Source organism: Pedobacter sp. ok626, from assembly GCF_900100435.1.
Taxonomy (GTDB): Bacteria; Bacteroidota; Bacteroidia; order Sphingobacteriales; family Sphingobacteriaceae; genus Pedobacter.
The window spans coordinates 127,817-147,696 of sequence record NZ_FNEX01000006.1; the positions used below are offsets into that span (position 1 = coordinate 127,817).

Here is a 19,880-nt window from a genome sequence, read left to right on the forward strand (position 1 = left end):
TAAGATATATGATTGAACTTACGTATTTTGTTGAAGGATCGTCTGAACCTGAGGTTTACCAGGTGATCCAATTTAATCCTGGAGAGCCCTGGCAGCTGGTCAATGGAGACGAGGTAATCGGTACCCTGGATAATGAATATGGACTGTGGAACCTGAGAAGCTGGGTGGCGGTTCCTGATGGTTTGGCTACTGGTATAGGGCGGCTGATTGAGAATCAGCATTTCAATAAGTTACCTGCACTCATTTCTAGGCGATGGTCGGCTTATATTCAGCAGGTGGTGATGATCAGTGATGCGGAGTACCTGGTAATTTGTGTCGAAGGGATTGATCTTGAAAGGTTTGAAAAGGTGTTTAGCGGTTCAATAGCTGAGCTAGTGAAGGACGAGTGGAAGATTCGCTTTAGAGTGTATGATGCCCTGATGGGTAATGATTTTGAGGTTTTGGTGAATTAGGTTTTGTTATGGAACAGTTGAGTTTTTTTGAGGAGTCGGGACAAAGTCCGGGACTGCCGCTAGAGCTTCTCGAATATCATCCGGAAGTTTTTGATGTCTGGCAGAGCCAGCAGCTTTTGAAGTTGTTTATCTCGGAAACGCCCTGGAAGCAAAAGGTTGTGAGTATGTATGATAAGCAGATAGTGACGCCAAGATTAACGGCTTGGTACGCCGAGGAGCAGACCTATGATTATACTTCCTTGCGCAGGTCTGATCCACTAGTTTGGACGCCGGAGTTGCTGATGATCAAGACTAAAGTAGAAGCGATTGCCCATATCAGGTTTAATAGTGTGTTGCTGAATTATTATCGTGACGGGAATGATTCGGTAGCATGGCACAGTGACAATGAGAAGGCTTTGGGTACCCACCCGGTGATTGGTTCAGTGAGCTTTGGGCAGGTGCGTAGCTTTGATATCCGAAATAAAAAGAACCATAGTGAGCGATATTCGATCCGGCTGGAAAGTGGTGCACTTATGATCATGAAGGGGGATTTACAACAAAACTGGGAGCATAGGATTGCTAAATCCGTAAGGCCGATGAAGCCCAGGGTGAATTTAACTTTTAGGGTGGTGATTTAAAGGAAGGCTAAACATTCTGAAAGAGCCTTGCCACACGGTATCCGGATAAAGCTTGAAGATAAAATCATTGCGTATTCTGGCGATACTTCCTGGACCGATACGCTGCTACCTCTAAGCGCTGGGGCTGATCTATTTATTTGTGAGTGTAATTTTTTCAGCACACAGGTCAAAGGGCATATGAATTATCTGGAGCTGGAGAAACGCCTGTCGGAGTTCTCCTTTAACCGCATATTGCTGACGCATTTTGATCAGGAAATGCTGGACAGGCTTGATCAGCTGAAGCTGGACTACCTGAGCGATGGTATGGAGCTAATGGTTTAAGTATTACTTTGCCTGCTCATGGACATAGATGGCATCCCGGATGGAATTAAGCTTTACTACGATACTTAGAAGGCTAATTCCCGAGCAGCAACGACCCGGGAATTAGCCATTAAATGGATTTGCATTTGAAAAGCTTACTTGAAAAGCATATGCGGTCTGCTGAGCGCATTTTGCTGTTTTGGCTTTTCCTGTTCTTCCGCCGTTTTTTGAGCGGGTTGTCCGGCTGAATTTGAAATCCTGGCCGCTCTGTCCGGATCACTGTTTTGGGGCTTTTTTCCTTTCTTTTCCATGGGATGATCAGTTAAGTTAAAATAGAATGCCTTAGAAATAAATAAACAATCCAGGGACAGCTTTGTTTAGCGCTCGCATTCCAGTGACCATGCTCCGGTATGGATCAACATTAAAGTTTGATCCACGGGCGATATGGCGATTGATTTTCCTGTTTTAGTTTTGGCTTTGAAGGTTCAGAATCTTTAGAGTGATGTGGTCTTTCAGGCCATTGAAGAATTTTTTAAGGACGAGTTCGAAAACAGGGTCTGCGCTGGGTACCTGGGAAAATAAAGTCATGCAGGATTTTAGTTTGAGATCGTCGGGACTTCCGAATATTTTATGGGCATCGCTGGTTTCCAAGCCAAGTAGGACATGGCTCAGTAGGATCAATCTTGGGCCGAGCATGCGGTGCTCGAGGTATTCGGCTGCTTCATCCAGGTCCTGGATGGCGTAGCGCTTAGAGATCTCGGTATAGCCGAGCCCCTGGATCTGCGGGAAGATGTACCACATCCAGTGGCTTTGTTTTTTTCCGGCCTTTAGTTCATTCAATGCAGTCTGATACACTGATTTTTGTGCGGCGATGAATCTTTCCAGGTTATGACTTTTCATGGTTGCTGGTGTTTAGGATTCGAAAATTCTATTTGCTTTACTTCTTGCATTACATTCTATAAGTATTGAATTTAATTAAAATTAGGCAAATGATTTAAGAGTAGTGCTAAACCAGGAGCTGTTTATTATTGTGATCTGATTAACGTGATGTATCCTTTTTGACTCAGTTTGGTGCTGCCGAAATCAATGATGTAATAATACGTGTTTTCGCCCAGGGGCTGCCCATTTTCAGTACCATCCCAGCTGTTGTCATAGCCCCGTTTACTGTATACAAGCCTGCCGGCTCTGTCAAATATTTTAACCTCATTGTTCGGGTACATATCGATGTTGTTAACTACCCATACATCATTGTAACTATCGCCATTGGGTGTTAAGATATTGTTGGCCTGTACTGCTTGAAAATCATCTTTGACCTCAATGGTTATGCTGCTAGTTTGGCTGCAACCATTGGCATTAACGGCAGTAACCGTATATGTAGTTGTTTTGTCTGGTCGGATGTTTAATGCCGGAGTGTTCTGACCAGTGGTGGTACCACTTGTTGATGTCCAACTGTAATTGACGCCTCCGCTTGCCGTAAGTACTACGGTTTCACCCTTGCTGATGCTGGTTCCCCTGTTACTATTGATTGCTACGACAGGGAGCGCATTAATGATCAATGTACCATTTATATAATTGAAACTGTAATTTCCAGATACCGCTCCGCTTGGAATCAGTGTGTAATTACCAGCTGCTGAACTGCTGCTAGCTGTAGTGTTAACCGTAGCTTTAGTATGGAGACTGCTCTCATTATCGTTGTACTTGAAACCGATGTATGTAATGGTAAATACCGGCAATCTATCACCCTGACACATCTGTGTATTGCTTGCTGTTGTGGTCAGTATGGCCTTGGTTACCGCGAAATTTGCGCCAGTATAACTGATATTGTAATTACCTCCTGCAGCTAAAGTTCCTATTCCAATGGCATAATCACCTGCATTTTCGCCTGCTGCTCTGCTTAACGAGCCGGTAAATGTATTGCCCGTGATTAAGTTGGGCGTAAACGTATAGGTTAATGCAGGATCAGCAGCGCCATAGATTTTACTTTGTCCAACAGCAGTAACGGTTACATCTGCTTTGATAATGGTTAAACTACCATCGTAATAAGTAATGGCGTAATTGCCGGAAGTGTAACCTGTAGGACTGATGAAGTAACTGCCTACATCTTTCGCGCCCTGGGCAGTACCTGTATAGGTTAAGGTACCCTGTAAGCTGCTCTCATTTTCTCCTGTAATGAAGCCAGTATAAGTTACCCCTGCACCTCCGCTATAGACAAGGCCGTCATAGGTTTTATTGGCGTTACGGGCCGTAATGGTCAGTGCCTTTTTCTGTACATTAATGCTAAAGCTAACCGAAGTGGCCGCGGTATGGTTAATGTCTCCGGGCTGACTTGCCGTTATAGTTGCTGTACCAGCTGTAAGAATTTGTACAGATCCGTTTGCAGCTACAGTTGCTACCGCAGGGTTGCTGCTACTGTAAATAACAGTAAGCCCAGAGCTGGCGATTGCCGATCCGTTGATGCTGCCCTGGCCATAGATAAGCTGCTGCGTAGCACCGGATACCTGGGCATTAAAAGTGATCACATTGGCCCCTGATGGTATAATGCTGAGTGTCCCGTTCTTGTAGTCAAAATCGTAATTGTCGGAAATCAGGCCAGCCGGAACAATGGTGTAGGCCCCGGTATTGACAGCTCCCTGCGAAGTTCCGCTATAAGTAAGGGTTCCGTTTAACACTAAAGGACTATCACCATTCACAAATCCTTCGTAGTTCAGTCCGTTTCCACCTGCATAAGGAATGCCATCGTAGGTTTTACTGAAATCATTGGCTGTTACCGTAAGCACCTTTTTGGCTACCTGTACCTGGAAGGTAATAGGCGTTGCAGGTCCGTAATTGGTATCGCCAAGCTGATTTACTGTGATAATCGCTGTACCTGGTGCCAGTAAAGTAACCTGTCCGGCTGCATTTACGGTAGCAACGCTTGTGTTGTTGCTCAGATAATTTGCGGCTAGGCCCGAGCTGGCAATAGCAGAAGCATTGATATTTGCATCGCCATATGTTTTTATAAGGGTACTGCCTGAAGTTTGGGCATTAAAAGTAAGCGTATTTACATTATTTAAAGAAACGGTAAGCTGCCCGTTTACATAGGTTATGGCATAGTTTGCTGAGCTGAGTCCGGCAGGAATAATGCTATATGTTCCGGTATTCAGTGCATTTTGGGCAGTTCCGCCATAAGTCAATGTTCCCGAAAGCTGGACCGCGCTTTCGCCTAGCGCAAAGGCACTATAGCTTACACCATTACCCCCGGTGTAAGCAAAGCCGTCATATACCTTACTGGCATTGTTGGCCGTAATGGTTAAGGGCATAGGTATAATTATGGCAGTGGTACTGGAAAGGTCCAATACATTGGCAATGCTGTAATTACCAGCTTGGGCACCGCTCAGCAATACATTGGCAATGGGCAGGGTAATGGTTTTTCCGGTACCGGCATCACGACTGTCGTATTGCGCTGCCCCAGAACCTAAACTCAATAGTACCTCATCACTGCCAATAATGGCTCCTGCAATAAATTCCAGATTTGAAGCCTGGAAAGTTCCGGCTGTACTCGCATCATATACTTTGCTGAATACAGCTCCTGCTTTAATGTTAACAGTTACCGGTTTTTTGTTTATAGTAAGGCTAAACACTACATCCGTTGCAGGATCAAAACCGTTATCCCCGGCCTGGCTCGCAGTAATGTTTACCGTACCAGCTTTTTTGATGCTCAGTTTCCACTTGTTGCCATCTGCGGCATCCTGAAAAGCCTCTGCTATGGCATTATCGGCCGAGGTATAGCTGACCTCAAGGTTGGAACTTGCTGTAGCACCTGGTAGAAAAGGTGCATCTCCATAAGTTTTGGTGATATTGACAGCGGTAATGGTTTGAGGCTGGCTTTGTAGCTCGTAGGCTCCTATATCTATAGTGCCGCCTGTTAAACGAGGATTTCCTGCCAGGTCCTTGTCCAGACCTAAACTGTTGTTCCCCACATCGCCATCGGCTGCTTCGTATAGTGCATTACTTCCTAAATTGATGGCAGGACTTCCTGATTTTAAAGTGTACGCTCCCGTAGCCGGATTGGTAAACAAAGGATCAGCCGTACCATCTAAATTATGATGGGTAACGTCGGCCGGCATGTCCTGTACCAGGCTATAGCGAACAACAAGCGTACCGTTGAGGCTGTATATTCCGTTGGAAGCACTTGCCGAGTTATTAGCAACAATGCTATTGGTAACGCTAAGATTGGAGTTAAGACTATTAATTGCTCCACCACTACGGTCTCCCGTGGCTAAATTGCCATAAAAGGTAGAATTGACAATAATAGGCGCCGAATCCAGATTATACATTCCGCCGCCGCCTTCATCGCCCCAGCCCTGGCCGGAAGTATTGCTGGCGAAATTATTGACAAAGCTGCAATTCATTACCAGCGGGTTGGCCGATAAATAGTTATACATGGCACCACCGGAGCCTTCTTTTACCATGTTGTTGATGAAGATACAGTTGGTTATGGTTGGGCTTGAGGTATTTGTGTTAAGCATACCCCCACCCGTATTTCTGTAAATCCTAAATGTATTAACGAAGAGGGGAATTCCACTGGCACCGTATCCACCTGTAATGGTAAAGCCATTTAATACCGCATTTCCTACCGCACCGGCGGAAACCAGGACATGATAGGCGTTCTCTGTGTTTCCGGAAATGTTCAAGGTGCTGCCTGTACCAGTAATTACATCATCATCGTTAAAATCTCCGCTTAAAGTACTCTTATTTGTTGTTATAGATAGATCACGTTGGGAAAGGTCCGTTTCTGTGCCCGCAAAACCACCATAAACTTTTACGTCCTTTACCAGAACAAAAGCATTGTCTCTGCCTTTATCCGTCCCAAAATTAGGACCATCCTCAGGACTGTACATCGGCTTATAGGTCCCTTTTGCCACCCATATTTCTTTAATGGCAGTATTGGTTTTGGCTGCTATAAGTGCATCAGCCAGTTCAGACGCAGCATATGCCCATGATAGCCCGCTTCCTATTGAGCCTTTCTTTACATATACTATACCATTGGCATCAGGAACAATTCTTTTGTCGTACTCATCAGCCCCCATATAAGGACTGGTAGCACTGCGTACTTCAGCATCAATATCGGTGGTAATACCTGCTATAGCTGTAGCCGTAAGTTGGGGCTGAGGAACCATTAAATGCAGGTCATTAGCACTTGTTAAAATAGGATTCACATTTACTGAATTGGCATTGCCACCCAGGCTGGTTTTTAACTGTGAAAGCGTATTGCTTATGGATGCATTGGTGCCGGTACTGGAAAGGTTGCCGCTGGCCGAATAATAACTGTTGTAATTGATGGTCCCAAATACGCCACTACCCGGACTTGCAATATTAGATATGGCCATTCTGCTGGTGGTATTTCCAGTCGTTTGCAGGTTGCCAAAAATATTATTCCGTACATTGATGGTTCCCGATGTGGTCACATTATTTGTAATGAGCAGGCATGATGACCTATGTCCGCCTGTAAGTCTCTGTTCGGTATTCAGTATTACCGTGTTGAAGTCTATGTTATACCCGCCGCCGCCATCGACTACGATTCCGTTACCGTTATCGTTACTATCATAGCCGTTGAATCCATATCCTGCTATATCCCATACAAAATTGTTGTAGACCTTTGTGGCGGCATTGGTCATGTTATTTGCGAGTACAATACCTGTGGCGCCATAACCTGCTGTGTTGGTATTTTTGATGTTGCTGATCTGGTTTCCGCTAAAGATTATACCTGATGAAGCCGAGTAAGAAAAAATACCCATGGTATTGCCGCTGCCTGAACTGCTCAGGTTCCTGATCGTATTGCCGGCAACGGTGATATTGGCATTGGCAAACCCGGCTGAAATATTTATCCCTATAGGCGCATAAGTACTTGTGCCTGTATAGGCCATATTGTATATGGTATTGTCTGATACGGTAGAGTTTATTGTACCTGTGGCCAGCCAGATGGCCCTGTCAAACTCAGAACCTGCACTTTCGAAATTACCAATGTTGTTATTGCTTACAGTAGCTCCTTCAAGTCCCTGTAGGTATACACCGACAAGCTTAATGGCATTGGCCCCGGTAGCGTCGATATCATTCCCCGTTAGCAGGGTATTGTTACCATTACCAGCAGACACTATTGCGTAACCATACAAACCGATGTAGGCTTTTTGTATACTGTTGTTTTGTATAGTAATGTTATTGAAATAACCTGGGTTTCCTACGGTAGTAGCGTCGCCTAGAGATACAGCCGTAGAAGTATTTGCACCATTAATAAGTGTACCGTTTTTAATAGTAACATTAGAAATAGGGGTAGTACCTATAGAACCAATCAGTAAAACATTAGAATTGGCCGTACTGGTATTGGTTATGGTAAGGTTACGGGATGTTGTACCATTATTGGAGCCATCAATGGTAAAGTTACGGGAACCATTGCATTTTATCAGCGGCCCGTTGCTGATATTACCACTGATAACCGGTGTTGTTCCAGCTTCGGGTTTAACAATCACCGAGCTGTAACTGGCCGGCCCAGCGCCACTGGCATTAAGGCTGGCCGTCGTCGTTTCGGTTGTATTGGCTGTAATGATTATGGAAATGCTACCCTGGTGGGTTCCCGCGTTTACGGCATCGAATGCAGCTTTTAGTGTAGTATAGTTTGTGGGGCCCGTTGTTGCGGCGGTAGCGTTTACACGAACCTGTGCCTTGGCACCAAAACAGAAAAGAAATATGGAGAGGTAAAATGCACCTGCTTTGAAGTGCCTAACTAGAGATTGTGTCATGGCGCATTTAGATTAACAGGTACTTTGTTGCCGCTTAGTTAACAGAGTTACTTGTCATAATTGATTTTAAGGATTGATTAAAATAAAAATAATAATAAAAAAAAGGTTGTGCCATACCCAATATTGGGTATGGCACAACCTGGTATAGAAACTCTTTGTTCACAATAAATTAACAAAAGGGTAACCTGGTCGATAGTACTTTTGCATGGTGAACGAACTAATATTTACCGATCAAGATTTGATTACCGCCATGAAAAATGGTAATCAAAAAGCTTTTGAGGAACTTTACGAACGTTATTGGCCGGAAGTGTACAGCATGATCTACAGACGGGTCAGGGACAAGGAAGTAACGAAGGATATCGTACAGGATATATTTATCAACCTTTGGCGATATCGGGACAGGATCATCGCCGAACGCTCATTGGCTCCCTGGTTAAATGTTGCCGCTAGAAAGCAAGCCATCTCCTGGTATCGAAAGCAACTGAGCACAAAGCAGCGGGAAGCACTGTATCAAGATGGAGAAGTATTAGTGCCATCTTCCTCAACCGAATTGGAGGCGAAAGAACTACAAAATTTATTAGATCGGGAAATCGAAAGGATGCCGGTAAATATGAAGCAATCGTTTCAGTTGAGCCGTTACGAAAATAAATCTATCAGGGAAATTGCATCCGAACTGTCTCTCTCTGAGCAAACGGTAAGGAACAACATTTCGATAGCATTAGAACGTCTGAGATCACAGACACGCAAATTCTATGCTGAACCGGCAAACCTTGCTGGGGTACTCGTAATTCTGTTCACAAAAATTTAACATAAGCATAGCTTTTTCTTAAAGTACATTTTGCCTTTCACTGCGAAGAGCTTTATGTATGGCAAAGAAAAACATATTCGCCCAACGGCGTAAAAAGGACCTGCAGGCCGAAGCCTGGTTTGATCGCAACAACGACAATATTCCTTTGGAGGCCTTTGCGGATGAACACGAAAAAAATCAAATCGGTTTAGAAATGATGGATGTCATTCGCCGGAAGCTAAAGGCGCAGCGATTGTATCGGCTTTGGCGTAATGTAGCCGCCGCCGCGGTGATATTGCTGACTACAAGCATCTTTAGTTACCGGGCTTACCTGGCATCACCAATAGGCAGCAGCGGCCAGGTTTGGGAGCACTATGCGGCTAATAAGGGGGAGTTTAAAAAGATCCTGTTAGCAGACAGTTCGGTGATTCATCTCAGGCCAGGCTCAAAAATCGCCGTTGCAAAACCTTTCATACAACAAACACGTCAGCTGAAATTAGAAAGCGGGGAGGTTTATTTTGAAGTGAGCCATGATTCGGCACATCCGTTTTTAGTGAGCGCAGGCCCGATTACTACGGAAGTATTGGGCACAAAGTTTATCATTAATAACGATTCTTTATCCAGCGATATCCGTGTATCCCTGCTGAGTGGAAAAGTAGCTGTTCGAAGTCAAAAAGCTCAACTCGGTGTTTTATTACCAAATCATCAGCTTTCATTTAACCGACATACAGAGAGCGTCAAGCTGGAAAACAGCAATGCTTACTCTACTGAAAATTGGCTGAACGGCGAATATATCCTCGAAGATGTGTCCTTGAAATCTTTTGCAAAAACTTTTGGCAATGCATTTTCTATAGAGGTCAGATTCAAACAGGAAACACTTGAAAAGCTAAATGTATCCATACAATTCAATCGTAATGACAATTTTAAAGCGATTCTGGATCAGTTGAAATTAATCCACGGACTTCAGTATAAAATCAAAGACAAGGAGGTGATATTGATGAGATAGTCTACTAGAAAAAACCGGTACCTATTGGATAGATACCGGGTATTTAGGCGCTTGATCATTGACAGAAAATTGCCGCTTCCTTGTCATGATCATTACAACGCCAGGTTTAACGTGTAAACACATAAAAGTAAAAAAAATTAATGTCTATAATTAAATTAGGTGTGAAAATATCACTGATCCTATATTTCATCTCCATCAATATCATGACTTCGCTCTTTGCAAACGAGGCCCATTCACAGGCCCTTGAAACAAGAGTTGATGTACAATTCAGCGCAGGACAACCTTTGTCTGTTGCCCTCGAACAATTACGCGCAAAAACCAAAGTGAGGTTTGCTTACGACCCATCACTCGCAAAAAATATATCGGTTAGGGCCGCAAATTATCATGAAGAAAAGCTAAAGCATATCCTTAACCAATTGTTGCAGCATAGTAATGTAGCTTTTAAAGAGCAGGGTGGCGCCGTGGTGTTGTATACAAAGGAACATGAGCCAACCAAAGTTCCCTCGCAACAACCTGGTCGTATTGGCGGTAAAATTATCGATGATCAGGGAGGACCTCTTCCGGGCGCCAATATCAAGCTGATTCAAACAGGACAGAGTACCCAAAGTAAGGTGGATGGCAGTTATGTGCTTAACCTCGCCGCTGGCATTTATACGCTGGAAGTCAGCTTTATCTCGTTTCAAACCAAACGCATTACCGAAATAGAAGTAAAAGCAGGGCAAATGACGAGCCTTGATGTGGTATTGAAACCTGTTACCAACAACTTAAATCAGGTGGTTGTTACCGGAACTTTTAAAACAGAAAGCATCAAAGCTTTGTATGCCCGGCAAAAAAATGAGGCCGGTATTTCAAATGGCATAAGTCGCGAGCAGATGTCGGCATTGCCGGATAAGAACATTGGGGAGACCCTGAAACGCATTTCTGGGGTAAGTACTACGGATAACCGGCGTGTAGTGATCAGGGGGATTGCTGAACGCTACAATCTGGCGATGATGGATGGGGCTGCTTTACCAAGTACTGATGTGCAGGTGCGCGATTTTGAGTTCGACATCATTCCAAGCAACCTGGTAGATAATGTAGTCGTATATAAAACAGCCTCGCCCGATATGAGTTTTGGTTTTGGTGGCGGACTGGTACAAATGAACACCATGGCCATCCCTAACCAGAATTTCACTTCTTTAAACATTGGCAGTAAGTACATCAACGGAAGTACTGGAAAAGATTTCCTGGGGTATCAGCGTGGGAAATATGATTACCTGGGTTTTGACGATGGTAGCAGGAACCATTTTCCGAAGGATCTGGTCATCTTTACCCAGTCAAATTACAATCCTACCAATCCATCCAATACTTTGCCACCTCCGGGGGTTCCAAAGATTACACCAGAAATGATCGCTGAACAAAACAAAAGGATAGGTGGTTTGGAGAGATTGGGTACCCGTACCTACCAAACTGCTCCCGGACAAAACTATCAGTTTAGCTTAGGTAGAACTTATGGTTTAAAGAACAGTCGTTTTGGTTTTGTAGGTTCGCTAAGCTACCGGAATGAACAGTCGATAGACAACATTTCTCATTTTGAACGTGGGGACTTTAACAAACTGTCTAATAACTTTTACGACCCGGCGACTAATAAGGAGCTCCAGGAAACAGCAGCCAGTAAGTATAATTTTACCACCAGTTTTGGGGCCTTGCTCAATATGGGCTGGAATGATAAAAACCACAAGGTTACCCTACGCAATTTTTATTCCAGGGTATTTGCCAATCAGTTTTTCCGCATTTCCGGCTGGGGTGAGGATATCGGCTATGACGATAATCCAGCAGTCAACGAGTATGATCGTCCTAAATTTATTGACCTGTTACAGAATCGTGTAGCAGCTGAGCATACTTTTGGCAAGTTTAAGTTAGATTGGAGCATAGCCCGTAATAGCGTAAGCAACCATGAAAAGGATGCGGTAGATGCAAATCTGGCACCTGTTACCACGCTAAATGGTACGAGTTACATTTATCAGTTGGGTAATTTCACCAATAACCCCGGACCATTAAGTCGCTCTTCTTATAAGTATGTAGAAACCAATTGGACTGGAGATGCCGCATTAAGCTATAAGTTCAATGTCGGAAAACAAGGACAAGTAGTTAAGGCTGGCTATCAGTATTTAGAGAAGAAAGGCGACTTTGTCTGGAGCGTTTTACCTGTCGGAGTGGCAGCTAGTTTTAGCGATGGTTACAAGCCTATACAACAATGGAACATTGATTTTAAAGACCCATTGCATAATCTGTTCTATTATCCTTCAGATTTCAATAACAATAACTATACGGGAAAGAACAATAACCAGGCCTGGTATGGGATGATGGATAACCGTTTCAACAGCTGGCTTCGTTTGGTATGGGGGCTGAGGGGAGAGTATTACCGGTACGACAAGATAAAGGATTCTGCTGCGGATAAGATAGCAAAATCTGAAATGCAGAATCTGGAAAAGAACCGCTATGTAGATCCGGAAACGGGTAATCTGGTCCACCAAACCCGTGATGGCAGTGCTGATGAAAAAAGATGGCTATACATGCCTTCTGCGAACCTGACCCTCACACCTGTTGGCAATTTGAACATTCGTGCTTCCTATGCTAAATCGGCCATTAGGCCTGCGTTAATTGAAAACTCCAGTTTTGCACGTTACAATTATATGTATGGTCGGATACAACGTAATACAGGTGTGGTTTCCACCATCATTTCTCATTATGATTTAAGAGTAGAATGGTATCCCTCTGCCGGTGAGGTAATTTCAGCAGGCTATTTCAAAAAACATTTCAAAAATCCTGTTGAGATGTATCTGGATATCACCAATTCAAGTGGTAAGGTAGAGCTGCTTACAGCTAACTCAGATTATGCAGATGTGATCGGTTGGGAGTTCGATTTACGTAAGAATCTTGGGTTCATTAACGAGAACTGGAAATTTCTTGGAAATATGTACTTCAGTGGTAACCTAACCTTGCAAAATTCAGAAGTACAGGCCAGTGCTTTCCGCTATAGTACGATGGGAGCAGGAGAGGATAAAGAAGGTAAAAAATATGCCTACAAAAACAAAACTTATCTGCGGGAGAAACGCCCCTTATATGGACAGGTGCCGATATTGTACAATGTTGCCATGCAATACGTAGGAAATCGTTTAAGTGCCAATGTAGCCTTTAACTATTCGGGATATAAGACTTTCACGGTAGGGATGCAGCCTCAATACTCGGAGATGGAAAGGCCACGTAACCAGTTGGATGCCCAACTAAGTTATAAACTGCTAAAAAGTAAAAAAATGGAAGCCAAACTGAACATGAGCAATCTGTTAAACAGTCCTTACCGTTTCTTCATCAACTCTAAAGAAACTTATAAAATCAAGCCAGGTAGTGATAGCATGACGATGAAGTTGTGGTCTGATGTTTACGAATGGAAAGATGGTTTTACGGACAAATATGAGGAAGGTTATTTTGAACCAACAGAAGATGGAAAAGTTAGGCGCATCGGCGATACGGATACTTTTATTCGTAAGGTGGGTAGCTCATTCAGTCTGAGCTTATCTTATAATTTTTAATAAAGATTTAAAACATTAAATGATGAAAACGAATAAACTATTCCTGGGCTTTATGAGCGTTATGCTGCTGGCACTGGCCGCCTGTGAGAAGTCAGAACAGTTTTATAAAGATGAGCTGTATGGGATTAATCTTACCGGCTACAACGGCAGCGGAGATACCCTGATTACAAAACTGGGCGATATTACTTTCCCTGATGGAATATTACCCAATGCCAGATTTGAGCAAAATAATGCCTATATGTTCCAATCAACTGAAAATAAAATCAAGCTTAGGGTTATGGAAAAAGCTTCTGGAAAAGTCGTGTTAGAGAAAGAACTTCATAAAGAAGAAGGTAGCGCAAAGGTAAATTTTCTATATATGGATGGAAAGGTTGGTCCTATGCCAGATAAACCAGAGGTGGAAAAGGATAAAATTAGCCTGGTGTATATGTTCCAGCCAACCTTGACCAATTACACGGAACCTGTCGACTTTGTGATCGGGAAATACTATGTGACGCCGCAGGTTTTTGAGGAGCTAGCCAGACTGAAAAACGTAAAACCTTACGAGTTCAGTACAGCGGTTAGTATTCCTACATTTTCTACGGCTAGACAAGAATATAATGGGGTGATGACTTCAGTGTCGTTTAGTGTGCGCATTTATAAAGCGGGTACCAATGTGCCTTACATTGATGGCACCAGTTATACCTGGAATGCATTAAACTCTACTGCGCCGAAACCTTCAGCATCTGCTGCATCGTCCAAACTTTACATCTTCTCTGAAAGTCCTTTGGGAAATATCATGAGATTCTCTACCCGATTAGAACTATAAAAAAAATGAAAAAAATCATGATGAATATAAAAAGATTAGCGCTTTTTACCGCGCTGGTAATGGCCCTTTCGGCCTGTAACAAAGACGAGCTCAGTACCAGGGCAGTAAGCGTACAGGTTAGAGGTTATAACATTGGCAATAGTGAATTAGAGCTAACCATTGATACTGTGGTTTATGATAAGTTTAAAACTGCCCCCAACACTTTGTTGAACTTTGGTAAGGTTTACACTTATTCTTCCAGCAAGGAACAGGCTTTGTTAAAGATCAAAGATGTTACGACAGGAAAAGAAGTATACCAAAGCCAGCTTGAACTCAATGCAGGAGGATTGGAACAGTTCTTCCCCTTTGTATATATCAATGGGGCTGCTCTAGAGATCAAAGCTCCGGCAGCAGATCCTTCAACCAACAAAATGGCCTTTTATATCTATTATCCGCAAAGTAATGATCCCATGGATATTTACATGAAGAATAAAAATGGAGATATTGTTTATATCGCCAAAAATGTTGTACCGGGTACCTGGGGCTATTCAGATTATGTAACTACAACGGGTTTTACGAGTGCCGAGGATAATTATGATTGGTTTTTTGTGAAAGCAGGCACTACAAATCAATGGGCCTTTAATGATAGCGAATGGATGAGCCAGTTTTCTACCGGCACACTTTTTATGCCTAAAAAAGGCGAAAAGGGTAGGGTTCAAACTTATTTTGTGACCCCGGCAAGTAATCAGTTGGATGTGGTTAGCTTGTTTAAAGGTGTAAACTAATGAAAACGGATTAACAAGGATTGAACAAGGCTTTGATGATTATGCCAATCATCAAAGCCTTGTTTGTATCATCAAAAATCCTAATGTGTCAATTTTCCGATCATTACCAGGTCGGTAATAATTGAACCATCCTTATCTGGAGAACTAAACCGTGTTAAATTTATAACCTCGAAATTATTCTCCCGGAAGGCTCTTGTTAAATCATCTTCCCGATGATAATTTACATACACTTGATCACCTGAACTTGATATTTGAAATCTCGATTTGGTGTTTTCATCCTCTTCCATGGTGCTCAAATAAAACACACCATTGGGCTTTAATAAGCCGGATACGTTAGCTATCAGTTCACTAGCTTCTTTTGGTGTTAAATATGGCAGGCAAAAGCCACACATTACTCCTTCAAATCTTTTTTCGATGTTGGAGATTTCACGGCAATCCATTAGCTGAAACTTGGCGCCAGGGTTATTATTTTGTGCAAGTCTGAGCATATTCGGCGATAGATCGATTCCCAATACATCATAATCCGGTTTTCTATCCAATAAGTATCGGCTGATATTTCCAGGACCGCAGGCTATATCTAAAATGGCTGCGTTGTTGATGGTTATGTTATCGCAGAAGATATTGAAGGTGCCAGCAAACAGACTGACATCCATGAATTTATCCTGGTATATTTTTGCAGATTTGTCAAATGCATCAGCAGCATCTAATATTTTCATAACATTACTTTTTTAAATTTTTCAATGGAACGCAGCAATCAGGGCTTCGCCCATCCAGCGACTCATGATATTGAATACTAGCGTATAAGTACAAGATAACCAAAATACGGTCCTGTAACAACCAAATCATCTATTTATTGGGTATATGGGGGCATGTGTTGAAGAACGTCGGACAACTCTGTTAGCCAACAGATTTGTACTATAAGTGAGTGATCGGCCAGAACTCCTTAAAAATGGTACGAAATTGGTTATGATTTGAAGAGGTCGACCAAATTATTTTGGGCGAATCGGTAGTATTAGCATTTAGTTATCAGGAACTCGAAAATGAGTAGAGTATTTACAATTGCAGCGGGACTTCAAAATCTTGGTGCCTTAAAAACAGGAGGCCAAGGTTCGGTGTATAAAGGGAAAAGGATGGGTGCAATTTATTCGGCAATCAAATTGATGCCTACGCCTATACATACTGAAGACGAGACTGACAAAAATTATCGGAATTTTAGGAATGAAGTAACCAAGCTCCAAAAAGTAAACGAAAATCCATGTCCCAATGTAGTGAAGATAATGAGTTGGGGCATTACCGATAGCGGTTCTTTTCCGTATATAGAAATGGAATATATAGAGGGGCCAGACCTCTCTGAACTTTTACAACCCCCGAACCCACGAGCTTTCGCTATTAAAGAGCTGGTTAAAGTTGCCGATCAGCTGGCCAACGCCATTGCACATTGCCATCAAGTTGGCGTAAAGCATGGCGATATCAAGAGTAATAATGTAAAGTACAATGTGTATACAGGCAATTATGTGCTACTTGATTTTGGTTTGGCCATTATGAGCGAAGAGCAGCGTAGAACCAGTATCCGCCATGCGGGAGCCGTCGAATTTATGGCGCCAGAGCAGCATGAAGGGAAGATGTTAATGCAAACTGACATTTACAGCTACGGGATCATTTTATATGAACTTTTAACAGGTCAGGTGCCATTTCCTTTAAATGGGGATGGTGATACCGGTCGTAATTCGGTAATGCTGGGTCACATGGAAGGGCAAATTCCAGATTTGATTAAATTAAGGAAAAAAAATCTGGAAAGCACCTTGTCAAAGGAGGACTTAAATATCGGGCTACAAGTACCTGCCTGGTTATTAGCCGTGATTTATAAATGCCTCGAGAAAGATCCGGCACAACGGTATGCCAATGGTGTTGAACTAGCAGCCGCCATTACCCATGGAATAGTGCTCTCTGTGCAGCAACATCCTGAGGGGGGGATAATTGATAATGCTAAACTGATCGCATTGCTGAATTTAACTAAACCGCTTGCCCATGAGGTGACAAAAAAGCACGCATATGGAAATGAAGTGCGTTTGTCGAAAAAAATCATAGTTGGTTTAGTTGTGGCGATTGCACTTTTAACGACCTTTTTGTCTTATCTGTTTTTACCAAAAGAGAAAGTGATGGTAAGTTATGCAGTAGCCAATGCGAAAGCCTTTGAACCACCCTTTTTATTCTATAATAGCCTGTATTTTGAACGAATATTGAAAGAGAGGGAAGATAGTATTCGTTTAGAAAAACTTAAACGCTCCGAAAAATCGAATCTGGCGAAGGAAATGAAAATGCAGGATGAGAAGAAAAAAAAGAGGAAAAAATTTTTAGGTATATTTTGAGCTTTTTTTGAGGCCATCGACAATGTAGATAACGAAGTTTATACTTTGTAATCAAGGCATCTCAACTAGTTCTTCATTTTTGCAAGTCTTTCCAGATCCAGTACCGTAATGATCTTCCCTTGACGGTCAATTAATTTTTCATTGTGGAAATCTGATAGGGTTCTACTTACCGTTTCTGTAGCCATGCAGGCCATGGCTGCTAGATCTTCCCTCGCAATGCTGAAAAAATCTTTTTTTATAATTTGCTGGTGATACAGGCGAAGAATGGCTCCGGCCATTTTTTTTCTGACCGAATCATAAGCCAGTTGCAGTAGTTGTTCTTCTTTTTCTTGGTTGTCACGAGATAAAAGATGAATGAACTTTTTTGCTACTTCGGGATAAAGGTTGATTACTTTTTCAATTTCTTCCAGAGGGATCAAACAAAGTATACTATCTTCTATTGTGGTAGCAGTATCGGTATAAGCATTTTTGCTTAAAATGGCACTGATGCCAAGGTAATCTCCTGTGCCATACATGCCGGTCATGAGTTCACGTCCATCTTGTGAAAGTTTGATCGTTTTAACTTTACCCTGAATGATCAGGTACAAACCCTTACCATGATCCCCTTCGTAGTAAAGCACGTGGTTTTTACAGAATTCAAGGCTTTTATGGCCGGCAATGATCCTGGCAAATTCTGCCAGCCCATCTGTTTTGGAAACCAGTACTTTGAACTCTTCTGTTGTACTTTTATTTTGAAGTTGCAGGTAGGCCTGTTTTCTCAGTCTGACATCAATAGCATTGAGCAGTTCAATGTCATCAAAGGGTTTGGTCAGGTAATCATCTGCGCCCATCTCCATTCCTTTGCGCAAGTCGTTGTGCTCAGCTTTGGCTGTTAAAAAAATAAACGGAATTGAGGCCGTTTCTACATATCTGTTGAGCATATATAATACCCCGTACCCGTCAAGTTCAGGCATCATGATATCGCAAAGAATGATGTCTGGAATATGTTTTAAAGCCATTTCTACGCCAACCTTACCATTGTCAGCTTCAAAAACCGTGTATTTGGCCATTTCCAGGATCTCAACTATGTTCTCCCTTATGGCATCGTGATCTTCAATGATCAATATTTTTTTGTTCATGATTGTGGAAATGTGAGGGTAAAAAGCGTACCCCGGTTAATTCTGCTTTTGAAATCTACTTTACCATTCATTAGATCGGTGTACCTGGAAAGTATACTTAATCCAAGTCCGTTACCAGAGATCTTCCCTGTATTGTGAGCTCGGAAAAACGGTTCACAAAGATGTTTCTGGTCTTCAATAGGTATCCCGATGCCATTGTCACAAATTCTGATGGTGCAGTTGTTTTCATTGATTTTGGTGTAGAATTGTATGGAACTTTCTTCGCCAGAGTATTTTATAGCGTTATCAATGAGTATAACGATGCAGTTTTTTAAGAGCGTTTGATCTAGTGTGATCATCAATTCCGAGCCTCTATGCACGAAAACTATTTTCTGTCGCCCTTTTAATGCGATCTGCATCTCTTCAGTAATTTCTGCAGCCAATTCCGCCAAATTAAAATGGCTGAATTTGGCCTGTACTTTCCCTGTATCCAATTTTTCGAGGGAAAGGAAATCATTCAGGATTGCAGTAACATTCTGTACAGCATCCTTTATCTTGCCGACATGTTTGCCGATATTGGGACTTTCGAAAGGAAGCGCATAGCGTTCAATAAGTGATACCGAAAGCTGTACCATACTCAGAGGTGTGCGGAATTCGTGTGATGCAATGGAAACAAACCTACTTTTAAGTTTACCCAATTCCTGTTCTTTTGCCAGTGATAAGCTCAATTCCTGTTGCGTTTGTTCCAAAGTAAAAACTGTATTATGTAAGTTTTTAATAGAGCGGTTCAATTCAGCTTTTGTCCGCTCTAAGGCATCAACGGTTTCCCGGAGGGAAACCGTACGCTCTTGTACCTGATCTTCCAGCGAGCTTGCATAATCCTGAAGTTGTGATTCGGCTTCTTTTTCCCTACTCAAGTCATGAATAAAACCAGCATAAATGATCCTTCCAGAATACCTGACTTCACTGACACCCAGCCTAAAAGGAAACTGACTTCCATTTTTTCTCATGCCAGTCAATTCTCTGCCAATACCAATAATGCTGGCGGTGCCAGTTTTTTTATAACGAAAAAAGTAGCCGTCATGAGACCCGCGGTCGGGTTGTGGCATTAACATAGATATATTTTTTCCAAGTACTTCTTGCTCGGTATAGCTGAAAAGTTTGCAGGCAGCGGGATTAATGGATTCAATTACCCCTTGGTCATCTATTGTGATCAGACCGTCTATCGCATTGTCGATAATCGCTTTTAGCAAAACGGTATTTTCCATAAAAGGGGTACAGATCATACTAACCTGCTTTATACCAACAGTCTGTAGGTCGTTTTGTTTTAAT

At 42.5% G+C, this 19,880-nt stretch carries 15 protein-coding genes; 9 read left to right on the forward strand and 6 right to left on the reverse strand.

The annotated features are described in order from the left end of the window. Positions 1-8: 8 nt before the first annotated feature. From BLS35_RS10535 to BLS35_RS10545, 3 genes are read left to right on the forward strand one after another with little or no spacing between them, the layout of a single operon-like run. Complete coding sequence (locus BLS35_RS10535) at positions 9-452, forward strand: hypothetical protein (RefSeq protein WP_090780655.1); 444 nt, start codon at positions 9-11, stop codon at positions 450-452. 8 nt (positions 453-460) lie between these two features. After that, the gene (locus tag BLS35_RS10540; RefSeq protein WP_090780657.1) at positions 461-1,069 is read left to right on the forward strand and encodes an alpha-ketoglutarate-dependent dioxygenase AlkB family protein; all 609 of its coding nucleotides are present in this window, start codon (positions 461-463) and stop codon (positions 1,067-1,069) included. 27 nt (positions 1,070-1,096) lie between these two features. After that, positions 1,097-1,390: an MBL fold metallo-hydrolase gene (locus tag BLS35_RS10545; protein ID WP_090780659.1), complete on the forward strand. Its 294-nt coding sequence runs from the start codon at positions 1,097-1,099 to the stop codon at positions 1,388-1,390. A 134-nt stretch (positions 1,391-1,524) separates the two neighbouring features. Here the strand turns inward: BLS35_RS10545 and BLS35_RS27760 are convergent, their stop codons facing one another. The 3 genes from BLS35_RS27760 to BLS35_RS10555 all read right to left on the reverse strand — a co-directional run bounded on the left by BLS35_RS27760 (position 1,525) and on the right by BLS35_RS10555 (position 8,145). Next, positions 1,525-1,680, reverse strand: coding sequence for a hypothetical protein (locus tag BLS35_RS27760; protein ID WP_165973253.1), 156 nt, complete (start codon positions 1,678-1,680; stop codon positions 1,525-1,527). A gap of 154 nt (positions 1,681-1,834) precedes the next feature. Next, positions 1,835-2,269, reverse strand: coding sequence for a DUF1810 domain-containing protein (locus tag BLS35_RS10550; RefSeq protein ID WP_090780661.1), 435 nt, complete (start codon positions 2,267-2,269; stop codon positions 1,835-1,837). 125 nt (positions 2,270-2,394) lie between these two features. Further along, a complete protein-coding gene (locus tag BLS35_RS10555; RefSeq protein ID WP_090780663.1) occupies positions 2,395-8,145 on the reverse strand; it encodes an MBG domain-containing protein in 5,751 nt (1,916 codons plus the stop codon). Positions 8,146-8,350: 205 nt separating this feature from the next. On the opposite strand from BLS35_RS10555, the gene BLS35_RS10560 reads away from it, so the two are divergent. From BLS35_RS10560 to BLS35_RS10580, 5 genes are all read left to right on the forward strand, one after another. Next, positions 8,351-8,953, forward strand: a complete 603-nt coding sequence (locus tag BLS35_RS10560; protein WP_254778808.1) for an RNA polymerase sigma factor — start codon at positions 8,351-8,353, stop codon at positions 8,951-8,953. Positions 8,954-9,011: 58 nt separating this feature from the next. Beyond that, positions 9,012-9,938: a FecR family protein gene (locus tag BLS35_RS10565; protein ID WP_090780665.1), complete on the forward strand. Its 927-nt coding sequence runs from the start codon at positions 9,012-9,014 to the stop codon at positions 9,936-9,938. A gap of 140 nt (positions 9,939-10,078) precedes the next feature. Beyond that, on the forward strand, positions 10,079-13,510 hold the full coding sequence (locus BLS35_RS10570; RefSeq protein WP_254778810.1) for a TonB-dependent receptor: 3,432 nt from the start codon (positions 10,079-10,081) through the stop codon (positions 13,508-13,510). Between the two features lie 19 nt (positions 13,511-13,529). Further along, positions 13,530-14,318 (forward strand): hypothetical protein, encoded by a 789-nt coding sequence (locus tag BLS35_RS10575; protein WP_254778812.1) that lies wholly within the window; start codon positions 13,530-13,532, stop codon positions 14,316-14,318. Between the two features lie 17 nt (positions 14,319-14,335). Continuing rightward, the gene (locus tag BLS35_RS10580; protein ID WP_132225955.1) at positions 14,336-15,082 is read left to right on the forward strand and encodes a hypothetical protein; all 747 of its coding nucleotides are present in this window, start codon (positions 14,336-14,338) and stop codon (positions 15,080-15,082) included. A gap of 80 nt (positions 15,083-15,162) precedes the next feature. On the opposite strand, the gene BLS35_RS10585 is transcribed toward BLS35_RS10580, so the two are convergent. Beyond that, complete coding sequence (locus tag BLS35_RS10585; protein WP_090780671.1) at positions 15,163-15,798, reverse strand: class I SAM-dependent methyltransferase; 636 nt, start codon at positions 15,796-15,798, stop codon at positions 15,163-15,165. A gap of 324 nt (positions 15,799-16,122) precedes the next feature. Between BLS35_RS10585 and BLS35_RS10590 the strand changes: the two genes are divergently transcribed. Continuing rightward, positions 16,123-17,451: a serine/threonine protein kinase gene (locus BLS35_RS10590; RefSeq protein ID WP_090780673.1), complete on the forward strand. Its 1,329-nt coding sequence runs from the start codon at positions 16,123-16,125 to the stop codon at positions 17,449-17,451. 65 nt (positions 17,452-17,516) lie between these two features. Here BLS35_RS10590 and BLS35_RS10595 read toward each other — a convergent pair whose 3' ends face one another. Both BLS35_RS10595 and BLS35_RS10600 read right to left on the reverse strand, forming a co-directional pair. Next, positions 17,517-18,569: a response regulator gene (locus tag BLS35_RS10595; RefSeq protein WP_090780674.1), complete on the reverse strand. Its 1,053-nt coding sequence runs from the start codon at positions 18,567-18,569 to the stop codon at positions 17,517-17,519. Further along, on the reverse strand, positions 18,566-19,816 hold the full coding sequence (locus BLS35_RS10600; RefSeq protein ID WP_090780676.1) for a PAS domain-containing sensor histidine kinase: 1,251 nt from the start codon (positions 19,814-19,816) through the stop codon (positions 18,566-18,568). The genes BLS35_RS10595 and BLS35_RS10600 overlap by 4 nt, the downstream gene beginning before the upstream one ends. Positions 19,817-19,880: the final 64 nt, after the last annotated feature.